At 58.3% G+C, this 25,343-nt stretch carries 21 protein-coding genes; 18 read left to right on the forward strand and 3 right to left on the reverse strand.

The annotated features are described in order from the left end of the window. Positions 1-78 precede the first annotated feature (78 nt). The 16 genes from PT964_RS08735 to PT964_RS08810 all read left to right on the forward strand — a co-directional run bounded on the left by PT964_RS08735 (position 79) and on the right by PT964_RS08810 (position 19,797). Positions 79-1,026, forward strand: coding sequence for a carbohydrate ABC transporter permease (locus tag PT964_RS08735; protein WP_337995019.1), 948 nt, complete (start codon positions 79-81; stop codon positions 1,024-1,026). Beyond that, on the forward strand, positions 1,023-1,904 hold the full coding sequence (locus tag PT964_RS08740; protein WP_274362970.1) for a carbohydrate ABC transporter permease: 882 nt from the start codon (positions 1,023-1,025) through the stop codon (positions 1,902-1,904). Before PT964_RS08735 ends, PT964_RS08740 begins: the two co-directional genes overlap by 4 nt. A 45-nt stretch (positions 1,905-1,949) precedes the next feature. Beyond that, a complete protein-coding gene (locus PT964_RS08745) occupies positions 1,950-2,876 on the forward strand; it encodes a class II fructose-bisphosphate aldolase (RefSeq protein WP_274362971.1) in 927 nt (308 codons plus the stop codon). Positions 2,877-2,924: 48 nt separating this feature from the next. Beyond that, positions 2,925-3,932 carry an ROK family protein gene (locus PT964_RS08750; protein ID WP_274362972.1) on the forward strand — a complete coding sequence of 336 codons (1,008 nt, stop codon included), beginning with the start codon at positions 2,925-2,927 and terminating at the stop codon, positions 3,930-3,932. Continuing rightward, the gene (locus tag PT964_RS08755) at positions 3,929-4,531 is read left to right on the forward strand and encodes an SIS domain-containing protein (protein ID WP_274362973.1); all 603 of its coding nucleotides are present in this window, start codon (positions 3,929-3,931) and stop codon (positions 4,529-4,531) included. The genes PT964_RS08750 and PT964_RS08755 overlap by 4 nt, the downstream gene beginning before the upstream one ends. A 1-nt stretch (position 4,532) precedes the next feature. After that, positions 4,533-5,204: an aspartate/glutamate racemase family protein gene (locus tag PT964_RS08760; protein ID WP_274362974.1), complete on the forward strand. Its 672-nt coding sequence runs from the start codon at positions 4,533-4,535 to the stop codon at positions 5,202-5,204. Between the two features lie 134 nt (positions 5,205-5,338). Then, entirely contained in the window at positions 5,339-7,141 is a 1,803-nt protein-coding gene (locus PT964_RS08765; protein ID WP_274362975.1) for an MBL fold metallo-hydrolase, read from the forward strand. Between the two features lie 29 nt (positions 7,142-7,170). Beyond that, a complete protein-coding gene (locus PT964_RS08770) occupies positions 7,171-9,594 on the forward strand; it encodes an alpha-mannosidase (RefSeq protein WP_274362976.1) in 2,424 nt (807 codons plus the stop codon). Between the two features lie 20 nt (positions 9,595-9,614). After that, positions 9,615-12,176, forward strand: a complete 2,562-nt coding sequence (locus PT964_RS08775) for a glycoside hydrolase family 2 protein (protein WP_274362977.1) — start codon at positions 9,615-9,617, stop codon at positions 12,174-12,176. 13 nt (positions 12,177-12,189) lie between these two features. After that, a complete protein-coding gene (locus PT964_RS08780) occupies positions 12,190-12,852 on the forward strand; it encodes a class II aldolase/adducin family protein (RefSeq protein WP_274362978.1) in 663 nt (220 codons plus the stop codon). A gap of 153 nt (positions 12,853-13,005) precedes the next feature. Next, a complete protein-coding gene (locus PT964_RS08785; protein ID WP_274362979.1) occupies positions 13,006-14,151 on the forward strand; it encodes a four-carbon acid sugar kinase family protein in 1,146 nt (381 codons plus the stop codon). A 21-nt stretch (positions 14,152-14,172) separates the two neighbouring features. Then, positions 14,173-14,973, forward strand: coding sequence for a DeoR/GlpR family DNA-binding transcription regulator (locus PT964_RS08790; protein ID WP_274362980.1), 801 nt, complete (start codon positions 14,173-14,175; stop codon positions 14,971-14,973). Continuing rightward, on the forward strand, positions 14,970-15,605 hold the full coding sequence (locus PT964_RS08795; protein ID WP_274362981.1) for a D-sedoheptulose-7-phosphate isomerase: 636 nt from the start codon (positions 14,970-14,972) through the stop codon (positions 15,603-15,605). The genes PT964_RS08790 and PT964_RS08795 overlap by 4 nt, the downstream gene beginning before the upstream one ends. Beyond that, positions 15,602-16,576, forward strand: a complete 975-nt coding sequence (locus PT964_RS08800; protein ID WP_274362982.1) for an ROK family protein — start codon at positions 15,602-15,604, stop codon at positions 16,574-16,576. Before PT964_RS08795 ends, PT964_RS08800 begins: the two co-directional genes overlap by 4 nt. A 23-nt stretch (positions 16,577-16,599) precedes the next feature. Further along, positions 16,600-17,655, forward strand: a complete 1,056-nt coding sequence (locus tag PT964_RS08805; RefSeq protein WP_274362983.1) for a family 43 glycosylhydrolase — start codon at positions 16,600-16,602, stop codon at positions 17,653-17,655. 15 nt (positions 17,656-17,670) lie between these two features. Then, entirely contained in the window at positions 17,671-19,797 is a 2,127-nt protein-coding gene (locus PT964_RS08810) for a Sip1-related alpha-galactosidase (RefSeq protein ID WP_274362984.1), read from the forward strand. Here the strand turns inward: PT964_RS08810 and PT964_RS08815 are convergent. Then, on the reverse strand, positions 19,778-20,695 hold the full coding sequence (locus PT964_RS08815; protein ID WP_274362985.1) for an RNA polymerase sigma-70 factor: 918 nt from the start codon (positions 20,693-20,695) through the stop codon (positions 19,778-19,780). The genes PT964_RS08810 and PT964_RS08815 overlap by 20 nt on opposite strands. Positions 20,696-20,715: 20 nt before the next feature. Beyond that, entirely contained in the window at positions 20,716-22,035 is a 1,320-nt protein-coding gene (locus PT964_RS08820) for a phytoene desaturase family protein (RefSeq protein WP_274362986.1), read from the reverse strand. A gap of 152 nt (positions 22,036-22,187) precedes the next feature. Between PT964_RS08820 and PT964_RS08825 the strand changes: the two genes are divergently transcribed. Then, on the forward strand, positions 22,188-22,682 hold the full coding sequence (locus PT964_RS08825; RefSeq protein WP_274362987.1) for an 8-oxo-dGTP diphosphatase: 495 nt from the start codon (positions 22,188-22,190) through the stop codon (positions 22,680-22,682). A gap of 630 nt (positions 22,683-23,312) precedes the next feature. On the opposite strand, the gene PT964_RS08830 is transcribed toward PT964_RS08825, so the two are convergent. After that, positions 23,313-24,338: an alpha/beta hydrolase gene (locus tag PT964_RS08830; protein ID WP_274362988.1), complete on the reverse strand. Its 1,026-nt coding sequence runs from the start codon at positions 24,336-24,338 to the stop codon at positions 23,313-23,315. 258 nt (positions 24,339-24,596) lie between these two features. On the opposite strand from PT964_RS08830, the gene PT964_RS08835 reads away from it, so the two are divergent. Continuing rightward, positions 24,597-25,343 (forward strand): IclR family transcriptional regulator, encoded by a 747-nt coding sequence (locus PT964_RS08835; RefSeq protein ID WP_274362989.1) that lies wholly within the window; start codon positions 24,597-24,599, stop codon positions 25,341-25,343.

Raw genomic sequence — 25,343 nt, forward strand, 5'->3', positions numbered from 1 at the left:
AAGTATCGAATCGAAGGGTGGAGTGGTAGACAGTGCCGCTCCACCCTTTGCATTACTTTAACAAAAGGAGGTTAAAGCGTGAACCCGGATGTGACGCAAGCAACGAAACTTCAAAAAAGAAAGCTGTTATCGCTAGATCGCAGAGAGGCGCTCCAGGGATATATGTTCGTAGTACCTTGGATCATCGGTTTTCTCGTATTTACCGCCGGGCCGCTTCTATTCTCTCTTTACGCCAGCTTTACAAACTACGACATCACGTCCCGAATGGACTGGGTCGGCACGAAGAACTACGTGAGAATGTTTACAAAGGATCCGATTTTTCCGATTGCGCTTAAGAACACGCTTTATTATGTCGCGCTCATGGTTCCGTTGACGACCGTCGGCTCCGTGCTGCTGGCCGTGCTGCTCAATTTTAAGATTCCGGGCATGCGGGTGTTTCGGACCATTTATTATTTGCCGGCCGTGTTATCCGGGGTGGCCGTCTACATGCTGTGGATGATGCTGCTGAGCCCGGAGGGGTTGATCAACATAGTCCTCGGCTGGGTAGGAATTCACGGACCTGCGTGGCTGCAGGACCCGAAGTGGACGAAGGAAGCGATCGTCATTATGAGAATGTGGGGCGTCGGCGGAGGCATGCTGCTTTATTTGGCCGCGCTGCAAGGGGTTCCGGATCAATTGTATGAAGCGGCGGAAATTGACGGTGCCGGCAGCCTTCGGAAATTTTGGCACGTCACGGTGCCGATGATTACGCCGGTCATATTTTTCGATATCGTCACAAGCTTGATCGGCGGGTTTCAAATTTTCCAAGAAGGCTACGTCATGTCGGACAATAATACGCCCGGCGCACCGATGAATTCGCTGATGTTTTATAACCTCCACATGTTCTTGAAAGCGTTCAAAGTATTCGACATGGGCTACGCAATGGCTATGGCCTGGTTCTTATTCCTGATTGCGATCATCGTGACCATCATTAATTTGGTGGCGTCCAAATACTGGGTGCATTACGAGGGAGGAGACAACCGATGACAACCGCAAGCGCACCGGTCAAAAGCAAATATTATCAAAATCGGCGCACGCGCGAGAAAATCGTCAAAGCGGTCGTGACATGCGTGCTGGTCGTCGGCAGTCTCTCTTTTCTGGCGCCGTTCTGGTGGATGGTGCAAACCTCTTTAAAGACGCTGCAAGAAATCGTGACGTATCCGCCGACATGGTTTCCTAAAGAAATTGTATGGAGCAACTATCCCGAGGCTTGGAAGCAGGGCAGATTCGGCCAATATACGATCAATACGCTCTTTCTCTCGACGGTCGCCGTCATCGCGCAAGTCGTCTCCAACTCGTTCATCGCATACGGGTTCGCCAAAATTCGTTTTCCGGGGAAAAGCTTGCTGTTCTCTATCATTCTAGGAACGATGATCATCCCGGGCTTTGTCACGCTCATTCCGCAATATGTGCTGTTTTCCAAGCTGCACTGGGTCGGAACGTACTTGCCGCTCACCATTCCCGGATTTTTCGGAAGCGCCTTTATGATTTTTTTGTTCCGGCAATTTTTTATGACGATTCCTACGGATTTGATCGAGGCCGCCAAAATCGACGGCGCGAACCACTTGATGGTATGGGCGCGCATTATGCTGCCGCTGGCGGCGCCGGCGCTCGCCACCGTGGCGATCATGTCGTTTAACGGGGCGTGGAACGACTTTCTCGGACCGCTCATCTATGTGAACGACGAATCGAAATATACGCTGCAAATCGGCTTGCAGGCGTTCAAGGTCAGCTCCGGCGTAAACCAATGGCATCACTTGATGGCCGGTTCGGTTATGGTCATGCTGCCCGTCATCGCGCTCTTCTTTTTCTTCCAGCGTTATTTTATAGAAGGTATGAATATTACCGCAGGTACAAAAGGATAGGATGCCGACCGACGTCTATAAACGAAATAAAGGAGAAATGAAACCATGGCATCGGATAAGAGACCGGCGAATGTCATTACGTTGAAGCAAGCGCTGGAGGCAGCGGAACGGTTCGGGTATGCGAACGGATCGTTCTCGCCGAGATATACGGCGATGATCTCCCCGGTGCTCGCCGCCGGACAAGAGACGCAATCGCCTCTCATCGTGCAAATATCGGAGAAAGAATTGAATCGGTACGGCATAACGCCGAAGCAATTCGGCGCAGAGTTTTACGAACAGCTCCAAAAGCAGCGCATTACCGTTCCCGTAGTTCTCCACTTGGATCATACGAAATCGTTCGAGACGATCGAAGGCGCGATTGACGCGGGCTTTACCTCCGTTATGATCGACGCCTCGGAGAAGGTGCTCGAAGAAAATATCGCCATTACGAAGGAAATCGTGGAATATGCTCACTCCAGAGGCGTTTCCGTGGAAGCGGAGCTCGGGATGATCGGCACGACCGACTATATCGAAACCGACAACGATGAGGAGCTGTACACGGATCCCGTAGAAGCGAAAATATTCGTGAATGAAACGAGGGTGGATGCGCTCGCGGTGTCGTGCGGAACGGCGCACGGCGTGTACATGGTCCGAGAGCCGAAAATCGATTACGAGCGGCTGAAGGCGATCCGCAAGCTGACTCCCGTGCATCTCGTGCTTCACGGAGGCTCCGGCGTACCGGTGGAGATGATGCAGAAAGCCATCCGTCTGGAAGGCGGAGGAGTGAGCAAGGTCAACATCGCGACCGATCTTGAGCTCTCTCTGCTCCATGCGCTCGGACGCGAGGAACGGATGACGAACGACGAATGTACGAACCTTGCAAGCGAGCTGCTGGAGAAGGGAAGATCGGCGGTGAAAGCTACGGTTGCCGATAAAATTACGAATTTTTTGGGGAGCAAGGATTACGCGTCTCGTTATGGGATGCTTAGATGAAGTGTCTTGTGTGGGGTTGTCGTGAGATTGGAGGGAAAACCGTTCAACATGCCACAACATCCAACCGATATTAGTAGAAGAGAGATTGCGATTGCGATCGATTTCGGAGGAACGAAAACACTAGCGGGGCTAGTGGACGATGAAGGCAACGTACTGGCGGTCCGCCGATTCGAAACTCGCGCCGGCCGTTCCCCGGAGGAACATTTTGCGAAATGCGCGAGCTTGATCGAGGAAATGTTGGCTGAGGCCGGACCTTCCGCCGGAAGCCGCGTGATCGGCGCAGGCGTCACCGTGCCGGGACTTGCGGATCCGGCGCGCGGGATGCTGCTGCATGCGCCGTATTCCGGCTGGCGAAACGTTCCGGTACGGGAGCTGCTCCTAAGGTTTTGGCCGAATATGGAGGTGTTTGTCGCCAACGACGTGAACGCATGCTCGCTCGGTGAACGGCTGTTCGGCGGAGCTTCGAGCTTCCGCAACGTGCTTTGGATTACGGTCAGCACCGGCATCGGCATGGGGATGATATTGGAGGGAGGCATATTTGAAGGGGAGAACGGCATTGCGGGCGAGTTCGGGCATATCGTCGTCGAGTGGGACCGTCCGCGGCTTTGCCCTTGCGGGAACAGAGGCTGTTTGGAAGCGCACGCGTCCGGAACGGCGATTGCGGGAGCGGCGAAGAGCCGGATCAAAGAAAACGGGCAATCGGCGCTTGCCGATTATTTTCGGCGGAACGGACTGCCCGTGACGGCGCAGCACGTCGCCGCCGCCGCCCGAGAAGGCATTGCGGAAGCGGCGGACATTTATCGGGAAGCCGGAATGTACTTGGGGAGGGCGCTTTCGAGCGCGATCAACTTAATAAACCCCGGATGCGTCGTCATTGGCGGCGGTGTCGGTTTATCTTGGGATTTGCTGGAGTCGTCGCTAAAGGAAACGCTCCGAGGCTCGGTGTTCGGCGACGCGAACCGGGAGGTGCCGATCCTTACGACCGCATTAGGCTATGAGGCGGGGCTTAAGGGTGCGGCAAGCCTCGTATTTGCAAAGCGAGGGGAGAAATCATGATGTTCGGGCACTATTACCGCGAGTATGCAACTCAATATATCAATACTTTGCAAACGCTGGATTTTTCTATTGTGGAACGCATTTTTCACGAAATGGACCGGGCGAGGCGGGACGATCGGCAAGTGTTCGTGGTCGGCAACGGAGGCAGCGCCGCTTCCGCGTCGCATTGGGCGTGCGATTTCGGCAAAGGGATCAACGTGGACGGCGCGAAGCGGCTTCGCGTCACAAGCTTGGCCGATAACGCCGCGTGGATGACGGCGCTCGGGAACGATCTGAGCTACGGGGATATTTTCGCCGAGCAGCTCAAAAACTCGCTGCGTCCCGGCGATGTGGTCGTCGGGTTGTCCGTCTCGGGCAATTCGGAGAACGTCGTGCGCGCTTTTCAATACGCAAAGGAGCAGGGAGCCATCGTAATTGCTCTGGTTGGGGCGAAGAAAGGCAGAATGGAAGCTTTGGCCGACATTGCGCTTGTCATTCCATCCGAGGATTACGGCATCGTGGAAGATGTGCATATGTTCGTCAATCATGTCATCTCGCAACATATGAAGCAGGTGAACGTCATAGAGGCCGAAGCCGCCGTAGGCGGGGAGGGGCTTTGAAATGAAGCGGAAGCTCGCAATCATTCATACGACTCCGGTTACGATCGAACCGTTGAAGCAGCTCGCGGAGGAGCTGCTTCCCGGCTGCCGGACATTCAATTATATGGACGATACGATTTTGCCGGAGCTCGCCGAGAACGGCGGCCGGCTCGATGCCGTGAAGGAGCGCTTATGCGCTTATGCGGCGTTTGCGGAAAAACAAGGCGCGGACTGTATCCTGAGCGCTTGCTCTTCCGTAGGAGAAATTGTCGCCGATCTGCGCAAAACCGTAAGCGTGCCGGTCATAAGAATCGACGAAGCGATGGCGGAGCGGGCCGTAGCCGCAGGCGAGCGAATCGGAGCGGCGGCCACCTTGCAAACGACGCTTCAGCCGACTTTGCAATTGTTGAACCGCAAAGCGGCGGAGGCGGGCAAATCGGTCACGGTTACGCCGGCGCTCGCGGCAGACGCTTACCGCAAGCTGATTTCCGGCGATAAGGAAGGGCATGACGCGGAGCTTGCGGCGGTGCTGACCGAGCTCGCCGCGAGCTCCGACGTCGTTGTGCTTGCCCAAGCTTCGATGGCCAGAGTCGTTGCAGCGCTTCCGGAGCAAATCAGAGGCCGATTTCTTACGAGTCCGAGACTCGGCATGGAACGGGTCAAGCTCGTAATGACCGGCGAACGTGAACGGTAAGGGCGAGATCATGGGCGGACAGGGGGAGACGGCGTTGGATGAGAGCATCATCCATACAGGGAGAGAGCGGGGCGAGGTTAACATTTTTCATTCCGGTAACGGCTGGTCGTTATAACAAAGGAGGCGAGTCGCGAATGAGGCAGCTTTCCGAGCATCTGTTTTTGTATCAGGATACTTGCAATGTGTATGTGATAAAAAGCGGAGCGGAAGCGGTGCTCGTCGATTTCGGCGACGGCGGCGTGCTGGGCGCTTTGCACGGGATCGGGGTGGAGCGGGTAAGCGCCGTGCTCATGACGCATCACCACCGCGATCAGGGGCAAGGCTTGCCGAAGGCGGAGCAGGCCGGCATACCGATCCGGGTGCCGCATGCCGAGCAGGAGCTGTTCAGCGGCGCTAACGAGCACTGGCAAGCGCGGCAAATCTACAACAATTACAACGTGGGGCAGGACCGGTTTTCGCTGCTTCATTCGGTGAGCATTGCCGGGACGTTGAAGGATTATTCGAACCTAACGATCGGCGGGCATACGTTCTGCATCGTTCCGACACCCGGCCATACGATCGGCTCGATTACCGTCATGGCGGACATCGACGGGCGGAGGGTCGCCTTTACGGGCGATTTGATCGCCGCTCCGGGCAAAGTGTGGTCGATGGCGGCCACACAGTGGACATACAACGGGGCTGAAGGTGCGGCTGCAACCGTCGCGTCGCTGCTGGATCTAAAAGACCGTCGGCCGGATGTGCTGCTGCCTTCCCACGGGGAGCCGATGGAGCAGCCGGAGCAAGCGGTCGATTTGCTTGTGGAGCGGCTGTGGGAGCTGCTGCGATACCGCAGGCAAAATCCGCGGCTGTTTCAGCTTCGCGAGAAGCCGTACGAGAACGTTACGCCGCATCTGCTGAAGAGCCGGGCGAGCTTTGCCAACTATTACGTGCTGCTTTCCGAAAGCGGCAAGGCGCTGCTCATCGATTTCGGCTACGACTTCGCGACCGGCATTCCCGCAGGAACGGATCGGGCCTCGCGCAGGCCTTGGCTTTACAGCATACCTAAGCTGAAGGCCGATTACGGAGTCACTTCCATTGATGCGGTGTTACTCACGCATTACCATGACGACCACGTCGCGGGCTGCAATTTGCTTAGGGATGTGGAGGGGACGCAAGTTTGGGCGGCCGAAAGCTTTGCCGACGTGCTGGAGCGTCCCGATCGTTACGATGTGCCGTGCCTTTGGCACGATCCTATCCCGGTTGACCGGAAGGTTCCGCTGCACAGCACCGTTCGCTGGGAGGAATACGAGTTCACGTTATATCCGCTGCCGGGGCATACGTTGTATGCCGTCGCGATTTATTTCGAAACGGACGGCAAGCGGGTGGTGGCCGGCGGGGACCAATATCAAGGCGACGACGGCCTGCTTTGGAATTACGTGTATCAGAACCGGTTCCGGATCGACGATTACCGGTTGAGCGCCGAGCTGTACCGGAAGCTGCAGCCGGACGTCATCATTACCGGCCACTGGGAGCCGCTTTGGGTCGAGCCGCCGTATTTCGAGGAGCTTAAGGAGCGGGGCGAGGCGTTGGCACGCCTTCACCGCGAGCTTCTGCCGCTCGAGGCGGCGGATTTCGGAGCGGAGGGCTTAAGCGCGAGAATGATGCCGTACCAGATGACGATGAAACCGGGGGAGACGGCATCGATCGGTGCGGAAATCGCGAATCCTTTTGCCCATGAAGAAACGGTTACGGTCCGGCTGATCGCTCCGGACGGCTGGCAGGTCGAGGAGCAGGAGCGGCAGCTGCATATGAAGTCGAACGCAAGAGAGACGGTGCAATTTGACATTACGGCGCCTGAGGGTCTTGCTGCCAGAAGAGTCCGCGTCGCCATCGATATGACCGCAGGCGAAACGAGATTCGGGCAGCAGGCGGAAGCGCTCATTACGGTTCAAGGCTAAAAACGTTGTATCCGAGGAGGCTTATCTATATGAAGCAAAAGAAGCTGCACATGATCGGCAATGCGCATTTGGACCCGGTATGGCTGTGGCAATGGCAGGAAGGGTTTCAGGAAACGAAAGCGACGTTCCGCTCCGCTCTGGACCGGATCGCCGAGTCGGACGACTTTCTATTCACCTCGAGCTCCGCGGCGTTCTATGAATGGGTGGAAAACAACGACCCGGGCATGTTCGAGGAAATTCGGCAGCGCGTGCGCGAAGGTCGGTGGCAAATCGTCGGAGGCTGGTGGATTCAGCCCGATTGCAACATTCCCGGCGGCGAATCGTTCGTGCGGCAAGGGCTTTACGGCCAGCGCTACTTTAAAGAGAAGTTCGGCGTGACGGCGAAGGTCGGCTACAACGTCGACAGCTTCGGCCATCACGGCATGCTGCCGCAAATTTTGAAGAAAAGCGGGATGGACTACTACGTTATGATGCGTCCGATGCCGAACGAGAAAGGGCTCCCCGGCCGGCTGTTCCAATGGGAATCGGACGACGGCTCGCGTGTGCTGACGTTCCGCATTATGTTCGAATACTGCACGTGGGGCAAAGAGCTCGATAAGCATATCCGGCGCTGCGCGACCGAGCTGAAGGAGCCGTTCGACGAGCTGATGTGCTTCTACGGCGTCGGCAACCACGGCGGCGGACCGACGAAGGAAAACATCGCAAGCATCCGCAGACTGAACGAGGACCCGGAGCTGCCGGAGCTCGTGTTCAGCACGCCGAACGCATTCTTCGAGGAAGTGGAGAAGCAGGGGCTTCCGTTCCCGGTCGTCCACGACGATCTGCAGCATCACGCGAGCGGCTGCTATGCGGCCCATTCCGGAATCAAGCAGTGGAACCGTCAAGCGGAGAACAAGCTCATTGCAGCGGAAAAATGGTCCGCGTTAGCCGATTGGGTAAATAGGCAGCCGTATCCGAAAGAGTACGGGCGCGCCTGGAAAAACGTTCTCTTCAACCAGTTCCACGACATTCTTGCGGGGACGAGCATCGAGCCGGCGTACGAGGATGCGCGCAACATGCACGGCGAGGCGATGTCGATCGCCGACCGGGGCCTCAATTACGCCATCCAATCGTTCTCGTGGAACATCAGCATCGAGCAGGAGGACGGCATGAAGCCGATCGTCGTATTCAATCCGCATTCCTGGAACAGCAAGGTGAATGTGGAGCTGGAAATCGGCGGTTTGAAAGACGGTTCCGTGCTTGTGGACGAGACCGGCGCGCAAGTCGCGTGCCAGTCGGTGCAGCCGCAGGCGACGTCCGGCGGAAGATACCGGCTCAGCTTCGTCGCGGACCTGCCTCCGATAGGCTACCGCGTGTATAAGCTGCTGCCGGAGGGGAGGCTGCCGAAGGCGGACGTGCAGCCGATCAAGGCGAACGACTACTCTCTTGAAAATGATCGCTTCCGGCTCGAGTTCGACCCGAAGACCGGATATATCAGCTCTCTGTTCGACAAGAAGGCGGACACGGAAGTGTTCCGGGGCGATGCCGCGAAGCCGGTCGTCATCGAGGACGCTTCCGATACGTGGAGCCACAACGTGTTCCATTTCAATAAAGCCGTCGGCGCGTTTGCGGCGACGAGCGTGCAGCGGGTGGAGCACGGCCCGGTGAAGTCGGTCGTTCGGGTGGTAAGCGAATACGGAAGCTCGAAGCTTATTCAAGACTTCGCGATGTACCGCGAGCTGGACCAGATTGATGTGAAGGTAACCGTCGATTGGCGGGAGCAGTTCAAAATGCTCAAGCTCGTCTTCCCGGTCAACCTCATATTTACGCGTCAAAGCTATGAAATTCCGTACGGATATATCGAGCGCGAGCACAACGGCGAGGAAGAGCCGGGCCAAAGCTGGATCGATTACTCCGGCATCATCCGAAACGGCGGAACGGTGTACGGCGTAAGCCTGCTGAACGACGCCAAGTACAGCTACAGCATCCATAACAAGGAGATGGCGATGACGGTGCTGCGCAGCCCGATTTACGCGCACCACGACCCGCTCGTCCCGGACCCGAAGGGTCATTATACGTTTATCGATCAAGGCATCCAGACGTTCAATTATACGCTGCTGCCGCATGAAGGAAACTGGGAGCAGGCGGGCACGGTGAAGCGCGCGGCGGAGCTGAATCAGCGTCCGATCTCCATTATCGAGACGTACCATCAAGGGAAGCTTCCGCAAAAGAAAAGCTTCCTGAGCGTGGACAAGGACAACGTCGTCGTCGGCGCCTTGAAGCAAGCGGAGGATAACGACGATATCATTATTCGCTGCTACGAGACGACGAAAACGGCCACGGAGGCGACGATTTCGCTTCCGGAGTGGAACCGCGAAATCAAGGCGAAATTCGGACCGTGCGAAATCAAGACGTTCCGCGTTCCGAAGGATGAAAGCATCCCGGTAACGGAAACGAATTTGCTCGAATGGTGATCGCGGAAGCGGAGGCTCTTATGCATACGATCATTTCTTTAAACGGGGACGATTGGCTGTTCAAGGATTTCGTCGGGGAGGACTGGATTTGGCGCCATTCGGAAAAGCCGGATTCCCGCGACGTTCGGTGGTGGCGGCAAGGAACGGTGCCGGGCAGTGTGCATCACGATTTGCTCCGGCTAAGCGAAATACCGGACCCTTACTTCGAGCGCAATAGCCTGCTGGTCGAATGGGTGCCGCAGCGCACTTGGATTTACAAGAAGCGGTTCCGCGTCGGCGAAGAGCATCGGGGCAAACGGATTCGGCTCGTCTTCAAAGGCATCGATTACGAGGCGCACATTTATTTGAACGGGGAGCGGCTGGGCAGCCACGCCGGCATGTATACTCCCGCCGAGTTCGATATTGAGGACCGCGTATCGTTCGGAGAAGACAATTTGCTCGCCGTAGTGATCGAGAAGGCGCCGGACGAACAGCCGCAGGTGAGCAAAACCAGGTACGTGCGCACGCACAAAAGCCGGATGACGTACTGGTGGGACTTTTGCCCGCGCATGATTCATATCGGCATATGGGACGACGTCTATTTGAAGGTTACCGGTTCGGCGCGGCTTGACGATGTGTTTGTGCGCCCGCTGCTTTCGGACGATTGTTCCGCGGCGGACGTATCGGTTTCCGTACGCATGAATGCGAATCGAACCATGAACGCTGCGATCGACATTTCGCTGCTGCATAACGGTTCGGAGGTGGCGTCACACCGTGCGGAGCACGTGTTGCCGGAGGGGGAAACGGGCATTCATGTTCGTCTCCCCGTGGACGCGCCTCGGCTTTGGTGGCCGAACGGGATCGGAGATGCCGATTTGTACGAAGCCAGAGTGAAGGTGTCCGAAGCCGGAGGCGGAGCGGCATCCGACGAGCGTATCGTAACGTTCGGCATACGGAAGATCGAGCTGGTACGCAACGAGACGGAGGACGAGTCGGCGAGACCGTACACGTTCGTGGTGAACGGCTTTAAGGTGTATATCAAAGGCTGGAACTGGGTGCCGATCGATGCGATGTACGGGGTGGACCGTCCGGCCAAGCTGGAGAGGCTGCTTACGCTGGCGAAGCGGGCCAATGTGAATATGCTGCGCGTCTGGGGCGGCGGTTTGATCGAGAAGGATGCGTTTTACGAATGGTGCGACCGTCTCGGCATCATGGTATGGCAGGAGTTTATTCAGTCGAGCTCCGGGATTGAAAACAAACCTTCGGACGATCCGGCGTTTATCGACATGATGGTACGGGAAGCGGAGCAAATCATTCCGCGGAAGCGCAACCACCCTTCGCTTGCGCTTTGGTGCGGAGGCAACGAGCTTCAAGGCCCTGGCGACACGCCGCTCGACGATAACGAGCCTGTGCTCGGAGCGCTGCGCGACGTCGTGGCGCGGCTTGATCCGGACCGCCACTGGCTGCCTACGTCACCGACGGGACGGGTGTTTATGAACAGCCTCGAGAATATCGAGAAGGATGCGCTGTCGCTGCACGACGTGCACGGGCCATGGGAGCATCAAGGGCTGACGTCGCAGTATACGCTTTACAATCGTGGCGCGTCGCTGCTTCACAGCGAATTCGGCGTGGAAGGCATGACGAATCGGCGTGTGCTCGATAAGACGATCTCCAAGCAGCATCAATGGCCGGCAGGCAGGGACAACCCGGTCTATTTCCACCGGGGGTCCTGGTGGAACAACGAGAAGCTCGTGCAGGAATCGTTCGGCGGCATCGAAGAGGTCGGAACGTTGATCAAGGCGAGCCAGTTTATGCAGGCGGAGGGGCTCCGCTATGCGGTGGAGGCCAATCTGCGCAGACAGTTCCAAAGCAGCGGCACGCTGCCGTGGCAATTTAACGAGCCGTTCCCGAACGCGTATTGCACTTCGGCGATCGACTATTACGCAGAGCCGAAGGCCGTGTATTACGCGGTGAGCCGGGCATACGGCCCTGTTCACGTCTCGGCTCGGTTCGATTCTCAAGTGTGGGCGGGGCAAGATCGATTCGCAGCCGAAGCATGGGCCGTGGATGCAACCGGCATAGGCTTGGAAGATGCAATGCTGACAATGGGGCTAGTCGGGGCATCGGGCAAACGTTACTCGGAGCGGACGGAGCGGGTGCATGTGCCCCCGAACGGCTCCGGCCGTCTTGCCGGTTTTACCGCTGCGCTTGCCGATGTGGATGATGAGCTGTTTTTTCTTGATATAACGTTGGAGGATGCGGAAGGCGCTCTGATCTCCACCAACCGGTATTTATTCAGCCGCACCGAAAACTTGCAGCCGATGCTGACCGCTCCGGAGACGATATTGGGTAGCGGGCTGCGAAAGAACGGCGACGTATGGGACGTCACCGTTACGAATTCGGGAAGCTATGCCGCCTTAGACGTTCGCTTGGAAGATGCACGCGACCCGTCGGCGGAAGGCTATGCGTATTTTGAAGACAACTGCTTTTCTCTGTTTCCGGGGGAAAGCCGAACGGTCCGGGTCGAATGGAGCCATGTCGACGAACATGAGCGCAAGACAGCGCTATCGGCTTGGAATACGGCGATAACGATCATACAGTGAGGAGGCGGAGCAAGTGCTGACGACCGGCGAAGCAAAAAAACAGCTGCAGGCTGCGGGACGCTACATGATGCAGTACGGCTTGGCCTGGGGCAACGCAGGCAATATCAGCGCGCGGACCGGGGAGAATCGGTACGTCATTTCGGCGAGCGGCACGTTTCTTGGGGAACTGGAGGACGACGATCTCGTCGAGTGCTCCTTTACGGGCGGCTTGGTGGAGCGCGGTGCGAAGAAGCCGTCCAAAGAGCTGCCGATGCACAGGGCGATCTACGAGGAGAGGCCGGACATCGGCGCGGTGCTGCATGCTTCTCCCTTCTACAGCACGCTTGTTGCCTGCTCCGACGTCGCGCTTCCGTCCGAGCTGTTTGTTGAGACGATGTATTATTTGGAACGCGCCGAGCGCGTACCGTACCGTCATCCCGGCTCGGAAGCGCTGGGCGAAGCGGTGAGGGAGCGGGCGCGGAGCGCAAATATCCTGTTGCTGGAAAACCACGGCGTGCTCGTTTACGATACAAGCGTAAGGGAAGCCCGCATGGCGCTGCAGACGCTGGAGATGGCGTGCAAGATGCTGGTGGCCGCCAGAGGGTCCGGTATACATTTGAAGCCTCTTGCCCCGGATACCGTTCACGATTTTCTTCATAACGCGGGATATAAGCCTAGAAGGAAGTGGGACGCGTGATCGGAGTGGTGGCCGACGACATAACGGGAGCCGGCGATATCGGCGTCATGTTTGCGAAAGCCGGCGTCATAACCCACGTGTACGCGCTAGGCGACTTTTCCCCCCTCGGCGGTGCGCGGCGGCGGAGGCGGGGGGGATGCGCCGCAGGCGGTCGTGCTGGACACGAATTCCCGGCTCGACGATGCGGCAACGGCATACCGGAAAGCGGCCGAAGCGACCATGCTGCTGCGGGAGGCAGGGGCAACGTTGTTCATCAATAAAACGTGCTCCGTGTTCCGCGGCAATATCGGGGCGGAGTTCGACGCCATGCTGGATACGCTGCAGGAGCATTTCGCCGTCGTCGTGCTCGGCTTTCCGAAGAACGGACGGGCGACCGTGGACGGCATTCATTACGTGCACGGCAAACGGCTCGAGCACTCGGAGTTCCGAAGCGATCCCGTGCACCCGATGACGAGATCCGATTTGGCCGGCATTTTGCAGGAACAGACGACCCGGCGTGTCGGGCTGCTCGACTATCGGGCCGTCGCGCTCGGTCCCGTAGAGTTGCGCCGCCGCATCGAGGAAATGAAGGAGCGGTGCGGCTATTTGATCTTGGATGTGACCGACCAAGACGCGCTGCACACGATCGCCCGCGCCGTGGGGGACGACTTTATCGTCTGCGGCAGCTCGGCGCTCGCGGAAGAACTGGCGCAGGAGCTCGATTTGCCGCGGTCGTCCGGGCAGAGGCTTCAGCTGCCGAAGAAGGAGGGCGTCGGCATCCTGTGCGCGGCAGGCAGCCTGATGCCGCAAACCGCGGCGCAAATCGGGCATTTGCGGGGCGCGGGAGTGCCGGTGTTTGCGCTGGATACGAGGCGGCTTGCGGATGCTGCGGAGCGGAGCGAGGAGATTGCGCGACTTACCGACCTTGCGGCGGAGCGGATGCTTTCCGGCTTCCACGCGGTCGTTCATTCGGCGAGCGAGCCGGACATCGTGGCGGAGACGAAGGCGCGCGGCGCGGCGCTCGGGCTGTCGCCCGTCGAGGTGTCGCGCCTCGTGTCCGAGGCTGTTGCGGAAATAACGGCCGAAGCGATGCGTCGTACCGGACAAAACCGCCTGATCGTCGCCGGAGGCGAGACGTCCGCGGCGGTTTGCGCGCGAATGGGGGTCCGTGGCGTGAGAATCTGGAAGGAAATCGAACCCGGGCTGCCCTCGTCGCTTTCGCTGAACGCGGCGGAGCCGCTGCTGCTTGTATTGAAATCGGGAAGCTTCGGGAAGGCGGATTTTTTCTCGGCCGCCATTCGCCATCTTGCCGAGCAATAATTTATAGAAAGGAGGAATCGTATGATCGTAGTTCAAAGAAGGCATAAAATCAAGGAACGGCTGTTTCAAAACCGGAGCGTAAAGGTGTCCGAGCTGGTGAAGGAATTCAACGTTTCGGAGGAGACCATACGCAGAGATTTAAACCAGCTGGTGAAGGAGGGCCTCATCCAAAAAAATTACGGAGGCGCCGTCCTGATCGAGGACATCGAAAGCGTGTCGATTCCTCCGGTTCAGCAGCGGACGCTGCAGGATTTCGAGGAAAAGAACGCGATCGGCAAGCGGGCGGCGGAGCTTCTTTCCCCGCATCAAATCATTATTATGGACTCGGGCTCCACGACGTGGTGCATGGCGAGACATTTGAAGCATATCAGCGATTTGACGGTGCTTACCAACGGCTTGAACGTAGCGGAAGAATGCAGCCATAACGAAGAGGCTTCCATCTTCCTGCTGGGCGGCAAGCTGATCAAAAAATCGATGAGCGTCGTCGGACCCCAGGTCGAGACGGAGCTGCAGCGATACAATGCGCACTACGTGTTTCTCGGAACGTCCGGGATCTCTCTCCGGAAGGGATTTACGAGTTCGGACATTTACGAGGCGGAAATTAAGCGCGCCATGATCAGGGCCGGCCAGCGGGCGGTCATATTGGCGGATCACCGGAAGTTTCAGCGGCAGGCGCTCGTGTCGTTCAGCAGCTTCCAAGAGGTGGACATCGTCATCACGAGCGATTTGACCGATCCGGATATGATCAAGGAGCTGGAAGGCATGGGCGTCGAGGTTATCGTCGTTCCCGTAAAGCACGAGCAAGGGGGAGCGGCGGAATGAAGCGGGCCGTCTTGGAGCGGTTGCTGTCAACCTACCCCGAATTAACGGAATGCAAGGATAGCATCCTGCATGCGTTTGAGCTGCTTGAGACGTGTTATAAGAACGGCGGCAAAGTGCTGCTCTGCGGCAACGGCGGAAGCGCGGCCGATTGCGAGCACATCGTCGGGGAGCTGATGAAGGGCTTTATGCTGAAGCGCTCCGTTTCGGCCGGGATGAGAGAGAAGCTGAAGCAAGCCGGGTCGGACGGCGATTATATCGCCGACCGGCTGCAGGGCGCGCTGCCCGCGATTTCGCTCGTCAGCCATTCGGCGCTGACGACCGCTTATGCGAACGATGTGGCGGCGGATATGGTATTCGCCCAGCAGACGTTCGGGTACGGCAAGCCGGGCGACGTGCTCGTCGGCCTCAGCACCTCGGGAAATTCGCGGAACGTGCTGCTTGCGATGCAGGTCGCCAAAGCGATCGGCATGAGCACGATCGGTTTGACGGGCCGCGGCGGAGGGCTGATGGCGGCTTTGTGCGACGCCGTCATCCGGGTGCCTTCGGACAGCACCCCCGATATTCAGGAGCGCCATCTTCCGATTTATCATGCGCTGTGCATTATGCTGGAGGAGGAGTTTTTCGGGACATGACCATTGTGGGCGGGGTAGATATCGGAGGCACCAAATGCGCCGTCGTCATCGGAAGTGTGAACGGCGGCTCCGTTGCTGTCATCGGCAAACGAATGTATCCGACGCCGGCGTCGCCGCACGAGGCGGTCGATTCGTTCGTCCTTCAGCTGCGGGAGCTGATGAAGGAGCACGGCGTCGAGCGGCTCGCCGCCGTCGGCGTCAGCTGCGGCGGTCCGCTCGACAGCAGGAACGGGCTCGTGTTATCGCCGCCGAACTTGCCGCATTGGGACCGGATCGACGTGATCGGTCCGCTTCAAGCGGAATTCGGAGCGCCGGCGGGCCTTCAGAACGACGCGAACGCTTGCGCGCTTGCGGAGTGGCGGTGGGGAGCGGGCCGTGGCTGCGGCAGCATGGTGTTTCTCACCTTCGGCACCGGGATGGGAGCCGGGCTCATTCTGGACGGCAAATTGTACGTCGGCGCGAACGATATGGCCGGCGAGGTCGGGCATGTGAGGCTCGCCGATGACGGACCCGTCGGATACGGCAAAGCGGGCTCCTTCGAAGGCTTCTGCAGCGGCGGAGGCATTGCGGCGCTTGCCCGAACGATGGCGGAGCGGCATCTCCGGCAAGGAGGCGTTACATCGTTCTGCGGTACGGTAGAGGAGCTGACAAGCATTACCGCCAAGAAGGTCGGCGAGGCGGCGCAGCAGGGCGACCCGCTCGCGCTCGACATATTTCGCATTGTGGGCGAGAAGCTGGGGAGAGGGCTCGCCGTGCTCGTCGATGTGTTGAACCCGGAGCGTATTGTCATCGGCAGCATTTACGGCAGGCAGCGGGCGCTGCTTGAACCGGTTGCGCTCGACACGCTGCGAAAAGAGGGGCTTGCGCTTTCCTTGGCCGCATGCAGCATCGTGCCCGCCGAGCTTGGAGAGAGCGTGGGCGATTTAGCGTCTCTGTCGGTTGCCATGAACGTGCTGGCGAACCGGAAATAACGCCAGGCAGGAGGGGAAACGGGATGAAACGAGCCGCTTGGCTCGCGGGGGGCGTCGTGATGGTTCTGCTCTTGACCGGAGCCTTGGTTTGGAGCTTCGGCGAGCCCGATTTGCAGCCGCACAAGTTCAGCAACCCGGTCTTTGAACCGGTGCTGGCCGACCCGTCCGTCATTCGGGGGAATGACGGTTATTTTTACGCCTACGGGACGGAGGACGATTGGGGCGACGGGAGCGGCGCGAAGCTCGTTCCGATTGTAAGGTCGAAGGACATGACCGCGTGGGAATATATCGGGGACGCGTTCGCGCAAAAGCCGGAATGGCACGGCTACGGCTCGATTTGGGCGCCCGATATTTCGAATCATAACGGACTCTATTATTTGTATTATTCGATGTCCTCTTGGGGAGACAGCAATCCCGGCATCGGAGTCGCCACATCGGAGAAGCCGGAAGGCCCCTTCGAAGATCGCGGCGCGCTGTTTCGGAGCGCCGACATCGGCGTCGGCAACTCCATCGACCCGATGCGCTTTACGGACGATGACGGAGTATCTTACTTGTTCTGGGGAAGCTTCCGCGGTATTTTCGGTGTGCGGCTGTCGGAGGACGGCCTGTCTGTAGTCGGCGAAAAATTTCATATCGCGGGCGGAAGCTACGAAGCGGCTTATATGATCAAACGCGACGGCTACTACTATTTCTTCGGATCGAGAGGCACTTGCTGCGAAGGGGAAAACAGCGGCTACAACGTCGCGGTCGGACGTTCCGAATCGCTGCGGGGGCCATATGTCGACAAGGACGGGGTTAAGCTGCTCGCTTCGGGAGGAACGTTGGCGCTGATCGGCCATTTTCCGAATCAACAAACGTCCAAGCCGGTTGCGGGTCCGGGACACAATGCGATCATTACGGACGATAACGGCACCGATTGGATCGTTTATCACGGAGTGGATATGGCGAATCCGTATTTGCCGGACGGAGCGACGCGCAGGCCTTTGATGCTCGATCCGCTCGTTTGGGAGGACGGCTGGCCGAGGGTGAAAGATTTGACGCCGAATATGCAGCCTCAGGACGGTCCCGTATTTCGATAAAAGGAGGAGTGCGGCATGTTTCGTTTTGTTGCGAACGAACGGTCCGTTGCTTTTGAACATAAGGAAGTGCTTGCGGGAATCGAAGCTTTTGCGCGACTGCATACCGGAGAAGAGGTCCCGCTTTGTTTAAGCTCCGCGCAAGGGATGCCGGGCTCGTTCCGGCTGTCGTTTGAAGGCGCAAGCGGGAAAATCACGATGCAGGTCAGTGCCGAAACGGCTGGCGATGCGCTGAACGTGTTTGTGGACGCCGCCGTTTATAATAAAGAGCTGTTTCGCGACCGGGTCGCGTTTGCGCCTGTGAGCGGCATTGTCATTCGGGTCAAGGACATTCCCGGGATCGAAGGCTTAGCGGCGAATGTTCAGCATAAGGATTGGTGGACGCGGCCTCATTTTGACACGGATATTCGAAAGCTTCCTTCCCGCACGCTGTCGCTCCTGTGGCAGGCGGACGGGGGGTATTATCAGCTGCTTCCGGTTTCCGGGGGCGCGTTCCGAACCGACCTAAGCGGAGGGGAGAGCGGGCTCGACATTCGGATTTCCGCGTACCAAGGCGGCTTCGAGCGCTGCGTGACGGCCGCTTTCGTACTTGGGCGAAGCTCGGATCCGTACGCGCTGGCGGAAAGCTGCGTGCGGGCCGGGCTCGAAGCGTGCGGGAGCGCGGCGAAGCCCCGGGCCGAAAAGACGTACCCGGAAATATTGGAATATTTGGGATGGTGCAGCTGGGACGCCTTTTATACGCAGGTGAACGCGGAAGGGCTCTTGGAGAAGGCGGGCGAGTTTGCCGCGGCCGGCCTTCCGGTTCGGTGGGTCATGATCGACGACGGCTGGTCCGAGATCAGCGCGGATCGAAGGCTGCGGTCTTACGATGCGGCGAAGGAGAAGTTTCCGGACGGTTTGGCTCCGGTTATCCGGGACATGAAGCGGCGCTTCGGCATACGATGGGTCGGCGTTTGGCACACGATCGCCGGATATTGGGGAGGCGTCGATCCGGAGGGCGAGCTGTTCAGGAAGAACGGCAAGCATCTGTTTAAGACGAACGGCGGGGCTTGGATTCCGGCGCCGGACGCGGCGGACGCTTTCGGGTTTTGGAACGATTGGCACGGCTATTTGAAGCGGCAGGGCGTCGACTTCGTGAAGGTGGACAGCCAAAGCGCGATCGTCAATTTTACGAGGGACCACGTGCCGGTCGGAGAGGCGGCCAGGGCTGCGCATACGGCGCTGGAGGCGTCGGTCGGCCTTTATTTCGGCGGCTGCGTCATCAACTGTATGGGAATGGCGGCGGAGAACGTGTGGCACCGCCCGGCTTCCTCGGTTTCGCGCAGCAGCGACGATTTTGTGCCGCAGGAGCCGGCGGGCTTTCGGGAGCATGCGCTGCAGAACGCGTACAATTCGTTGTTTCACGGCCCGTTCTATTGGGGCGATTGGGATATGTACTGGTCGGACAACCATGACGCCAAGCTGAGCATGGCGCTGCGCGCGGTAAGCGGCGGGCCTGTGTATGTCAGCGACAAGGTCGGCGGCACGAACGCGGAGAACGTATGGCCGCTTCATTACCGCGACGGCCGGATAATACGGTGCGACCGGCCGGGGGTACCGACGGCGGATTGTTTAACGGTCGATCCCGTTCGTTCGCCCGTCCCGTTAAAGGTGTGGAACCGGAGCGGCGCAAACGGCGTTATCGCGGCGTTTCATCTGTACGACGGCGGCCATGCGGCCGAAGGATCGGTCGGCGCCTCCGACGTGCCCGGGCTCGAAGGAGAGCGGTTTTGGCTGTATGAGCATTTTTCCGGGCGGTTGGTATCTGCAGGCAAAGAGGAGCGGATGCCGCTTCGGCTGGAGCGGGACGAGACGGCTTTCTACGCCTTGATCCCGCAGCGCGGGGGCGGCGCCGTAACGCCGATCGGGCTCGTCGACAAGCTTGTGCCGGGCGACGCCGTGACGATGGTGTTTCAGGAAGGCGGGCGAACGCTCTTGCGGGTTCGGGAAGGCGGCCGGTTCGCTTTCGCATCGGAGCGCAAGCCGGAGTCGGTTCGGGTGAACGGAACGCTTATGCTATCGATGTCGCCGGCCGACTCGCCGCAGCTGTTCGTTGTCGACTGCACCGAGTATGAGGGCGAGTTGTTTATTGAAATTGTATGCTAGCCGTTCGCAGCTTATCGGGATTAGAGACGATGTAAATATCCCCGATGCTTTCCTCTTGGAAATTGAAGGAGATCGCGTTGATCATCATATCGCCCGCATAAGCGACGAGGCCGGGAAGCCCGTTCACGATGCACGGCTGCACTTGCATGTTCTCGGGCGCTTTCTTGACGATGCCCGTAAGGAACGCAACGACGCGGTCGCGCCCGATGACCGGACGAATGGCCGCCTGCACCTTGCCGCCGCCGTCCGTGACGGACGTTACGCCTGCGGTCAGCAGCGAAGACAGCAGCTCCACATTGCCGGTGCTCAGCGCTTGTATGAAGCGCTCAACGAGAGCGCCGGCTTTCGTCGTTTCCAGAGGGGGGACGCCGGCCGTCTCGGCATCGGTTCCGCCCCTCGCGGCTTCGACTTTTCGCTTGGCCCGCCGATACAGCTGCCTGCAGCCCGCAGAGGACTTGCCCGTCGTCTCCGCAATTTCGTCATAGTTAAGATCGTACGCCTCGCGGAGCACATATACCGCCCGTTCGACGGGGGATAACGTTTCCAGCAGCAGCAAAAATGCGGTGGACAGCGTCTCGTTCATGACCGCGCGGCGCAGCGGGTCATCCGCTGACCCGTTATCGTGCCGGTACGGTTCGATCCATGGCTCCGGAAGCCACGGCCCGACATACGCTTCGCGCCGAACCCGAGCGGAGCGGAGCTGGTCGATGCAGCGGTTCGTCACCAGACGGCATAAATAGGCTTTTGGATTGTGCAGCTGCCGGACCGTATCCGCATCGAGCGAAAGAAAGACGTTGTGCACGATGTCTTCGGCGTCCATGACCGAAGACACCATGCGGTAAGCTAGTGCGGACAAGAACCTTTTATGCGTCTGGTAAAGCTCTTCCAATGTAGCCATGCAGTCTGCAATCCTCCCCATTATATTACGGCCTTCTTGTACAGACCGCCGCTTTGGCGGATGGCGGCGAGCGCGGCGGCTCTTCCGCTGGAAAGGGCGGCGTCGGCAAGTATGCCTTCGTTTCCGACCCAATCGCCGGCGACGTAAAGCCCTTCGATTTCCGGCACTTCGGGTCCCGGCCGGCCGTTCATGGCATCCTCTACGGTATATAGGCGGTGGCTGACCGTCATGGAAGGAAGAAACCGCCGGTAGACCGTTTCCTCCCGCCAGCCGGGCTGCAGCTTATCGAGCATCGCTTCCAGCTCGGCGCGGTCCGTCTCCGCGTCGACGTTTTCGTTAGCGCTATGGTATTTCATGGCATGCAGCACCATTGTACCATTCACCGACAAAGCGGCAACACTCGAATGATTCGAAAAGTAGAGCGGACGGTCGATTCCGAGGGCGAAACGGACTTCCGGCCGCGGAAGCTTTCTGACGACGAGGTCCAAACATGCGGCTCGGATCGGCACGCTCGTTTCCCTCCAGCTTCGCAGCGACGTGCCGGAAGCATGATCCACGAGCTTGAACGCATCGTCCGGTCCGGAAGCGATAATGACCGACCGGACTTTATAACGCTCGGCATCGTCCGCATGGATGAGGTGTGCGCCTTGCGGATCGTGCTCGATGCGGGAAACCTTTTTCCCTTGGAGGATGAGGGCGCCGGCTTTCAACGCTTCGTTGCGCAGGGCATCCACAATCGTTTGCCAGCCGCCGTCCGCATATAAGGTTCCGCCCTTGATCGCGCGCTGCAGCTGCGTAACGGCCGATTCGGCGCTCAGCAGGTGGGGGTCGTTGGCGTAGGTGGTCAGTCGAAATAATGCCAGCATCAGCTTTTGTACTCCTTCATTGCGCACCGTGCGATCCGTCCATTCCGACAGCGACAAATGCCGCAGAGAGGATGCGTCGATGCTGCCGAAAGAGGAAAGCAGCTTGGCTGCTTCCAGCTTTCCTGCGAAGGAAAGCAGACTCGTTCGCAGCAGAGAAGCCGCACCGTCCGGCAAAAGATGCAGCCCGGAGTCGGCAATCGCAGTGCCGCGCGTGTTTGGCTTGCCGCCGGCGACTGTAACGCCAATGTCGTTTAGTACGGCTTTCCCCGGTCCTGAAAGATAGAGCGCATGCGGCCCCATGTTCAGCATCGCGCCTTGTTTCGTTTCCGTCGCCCCGCGCCCGCCTAAGCGTCCTTTTTCAAACAAAACCGTTCTTCGTCCCGCTCTCGCCAAATAAACGGCCGCGGTCAGCCCCGCCAGCCCTCCTCCGACAACAGCCGCATCGAAAGATGACATTTCCTTTGCATCGATCATTCGCGCCTCATCCCTTCTTTATCGGTACTATCAGCATGACGAAATAGCCGTTGATTTTGTGACAGCTTCGGCGAGGCATAGTAACTTTTTCGGCTTTGGCAGCGTACATAAGACAAACTGTCATTTACGGCGTAACGATGAAGGAGAACAATATGTCGTCGGAACCTTACAAAATTGAGTGCGGACTATATACGGTGGTGATTGTGCAGGACGGGAACCGGGTGCTTTTGTTGAACCGGCCCGATCGGCAAGGGTTTCCCGGGTATATCGGTCCGGGCGGAAAAGTGGAAATGCCGGAGAGCGTCACGGAAGGCGCGGTTCGGGAGCTGCGGGAGGAGACGGGGCTGCGCGTTCGGCCGGACGATTTGATTTTCAAAGGCATCGACGAATACGTAGTGCCGGCAACGAATTACAGATACATGGTGTTTAATTATTTGGCGAGGCGGTATGAGGGAGAGCTGCTTCAGCATCCGCCCGAGGGGGAGCTTGTTTGGGTGGATGTGAAAGAAGCGCTGGATTTGCCGATGCAGCCGTGGTTTAAGCGCAGGTTTCCTCTATTTTTCGAGGATGGAACGTTCGAAATTTGCGTCGTTTGGGACGAAGACAGAGTCAAGCCGATCAGCGAAAAGGTGACGCGGCTGGGGTAATTGAGTTTTCGGGCAGAGGCGGGTTGGCTAGACTTGGCGGTGGTATTGTGGGCGGTACGTTCGTCCGTGTAACGGATGTGCAGGTACTTATGTGGCGGGGATATTGGGCGGACTTTGGGTATTGCGGATTTTGAGGTAGTTATTTCTGTGAAAATGGTGCGTGATAGAGTATTGAGTGTAGTGTGTCCGTGTAACCGATGTGCGGGTGCTTATATGGCGGGGGTGCTGGGCGGATTTCGGGTATTTTAAAGAAGATTGATAGTTTCATGATTTTACGATCATGATAGCACCAAGTTTTGGTGCTAACGCCGGAGCGTCCCCGTTATCCGGTTTGCACCGGTGGAGTTAACGGAACGAAATGTCCGCTAAAAACCGCATCACCCCTAAAAGCTGCGAATTAACGGACCAAGTTGTCAGCTAATCGCCCGAAAACCGCCAATTACCGGCGATTCAAGCGACTTAACGGACATTCGGTTCCGCTCATGAGCCCTTTTACCCGGTTTCGACAAAATTAGCGGACATCCGGTTCCGTTAGCACCAAGTTTTGGTGCAAACCCGGGGTCGAGGCCGCGATCCGACCGAGTTAGCACCAAGTTTTGGTGCAAACCCGGACACGGAATCCGGGACACGTCAACGGCCCACCTCGTCCAAGAACGCAAACGTCCGCGTCAAATATTCGTCCTTGCCCGCGCGGTAAACGAGCTCATGCGTAGCGCCCGGGACAATCCAAAATTGCGAGTGCGGATTAGTTTGGCGGCCGGCGATCGCTTCGATGATTTGATATGGAGACCGCTCGTCCCGCGTGCCGTGAATAAAAAAGATCGGCAGCTCGTAATCGGCGCTCTTAATCCGATCATACGGCACATCGTCGATCCCCGAGCCGTTCATCATTGGATAAAGCCACTTCAGCAGCGTCAGCGACGGCTCCTTCGGCAGATCGGCGTACATCTTCAAGTTATGGTACAGCGTGTCCGGCTCAAGCACGAACGTGCTGTCCAATATCATCGCATCGATATCGCTCGTCTGAAGCGCGCTTTGCAGCGCCGTGCCCGCCCCCATCGAGAAGCCCCAAACATACACTTGCTCGGCTCCCCGCGTACGGGCATACTTCACTGCACCGAGCAGGTCGTAAGATTCCTGGGCGCCGCCCGTAACGACGCGGTCGTCGTGATACGCGTAGCCGTAATCGAACATCAGCACGTTAAAGCCCCGCTGATTCGCATTCCATGCCAGCTCATAGATCGGCACCCAAATTTCTTCCCGATTGCCGCCATACCCGTGCGAAAAAACGATCGTTTTCACAGAGGGCGCCGGTGCGGGAATGTACCAGCCTTCGATGGCCGAAGCATCGCCCGCCGCATTCGTGAATGCAACGGTTTCGTAAGGGAGACCGGCGGCCGCGCGAGGGTTGGCGGTAAGCGGAGCGACCGCGGGCCGCGCGAGCGTCCAGGCGATGTAAGCGTACAGGGAAGCCACGGCAATAATGGAAAGAATGATAAATGCCAGAAAGACGGATACAATCGCTGCCATCCGGTTTTTCCCGACCTTAACGGAAGCGGCGCGGATCGCCGTAGACGATGCGATGACAGCGGTTTCAACAGAGCCGGGCGCAAGAGGCAGCGGAGGAAGCGGAGTCGTCGAAGATGCGTGTTTCATAGAAGTTGTCCTCCTTATGCAGCGGCGGTGCCGTTCAGCCGGCAAGCAGTGTTAAAAGTTAATGGTATTAAATTAATAGTAAAGTGGCTCTGTCCCACCCGTCAATCCGTCTATTCAACTTGTTAATCGAATGTAAAATATCTGTAACAATAGGGAAAAATATAGCAGTTCTTTACGGTTTCATCGGCAAGGATTATACTGAAATCATGAAAAATGGTTTCACTATACGGAACAGAACCGGTCGATGGGGGAATAGCCATGGAAGACGGTAAACTTACCGTCCGCGCAGTGGAGCGGGCGCTGGATATATTGCTGGTGTTTACGGAGCACAATAGCCTCGGGCTGACAGAGATCGCCGATAAGGTCGGGCTCCATAAGAGCACGGTTCACCGTCTGCTTGCGTCGCTGGAGGGGAAAGGCTTTCTCGAGCGCGACGCGGTGACCGAAAAATACCGCCTCGGCTTCCGTATTTGGGAGCTTTCCGCCCAGCTCGCGGCGCAAACCGACGATCCCGGCATTTTACTGCTTCCCGAGATGGAGCGGCTCCGCGATCTTGTCGGTGAGACCGTATCGTTATATATACGCGAAGGAAACGAGCGCGTCCGCATACAGGCGGTTCAGAGCAACCAAGCGATTCGCCGGGTCGCTCCCGTCGGGGTTCGGCTGCCCTTGTATGTCGGTGCCTCCAGCAAAGTGCTGCTGGCGCTTGCCGACGACGAGGTGCGCGACCGCATTATGTCGGACCCGTCCTGGCCGGCATCGATTGACCGCGGCGGTTTTCTTTCGCAGCTTGCGGACATTCGCCGTACGGGCTACGCCACAAGCGTGGAGGAGAGAGAGCCGGGCGCGGCGGCGGTATCGGCTCCGATCATGAGCAGCGGCGGAAGGCTGGTCGCCGCGCTGGCGGTTTCCGGCCCGTCCAACCGGCTTCACGCGGAGAAGATGAAGGAAATCGCCCCGCAGGTGATCGAATCGGCCCGGCGGATGGGAAAGATGCTTCGATAA

It is taken from the genome of Paenibacillus thermotolerans, from assembly GCF_028745515.1.
GTDB lineage: Bacteria > Bacillota > Bacilli > Paenibacillales > YIM-B00363 > Paenibacillus_AE > Paenibacillus_AE thermotolerans.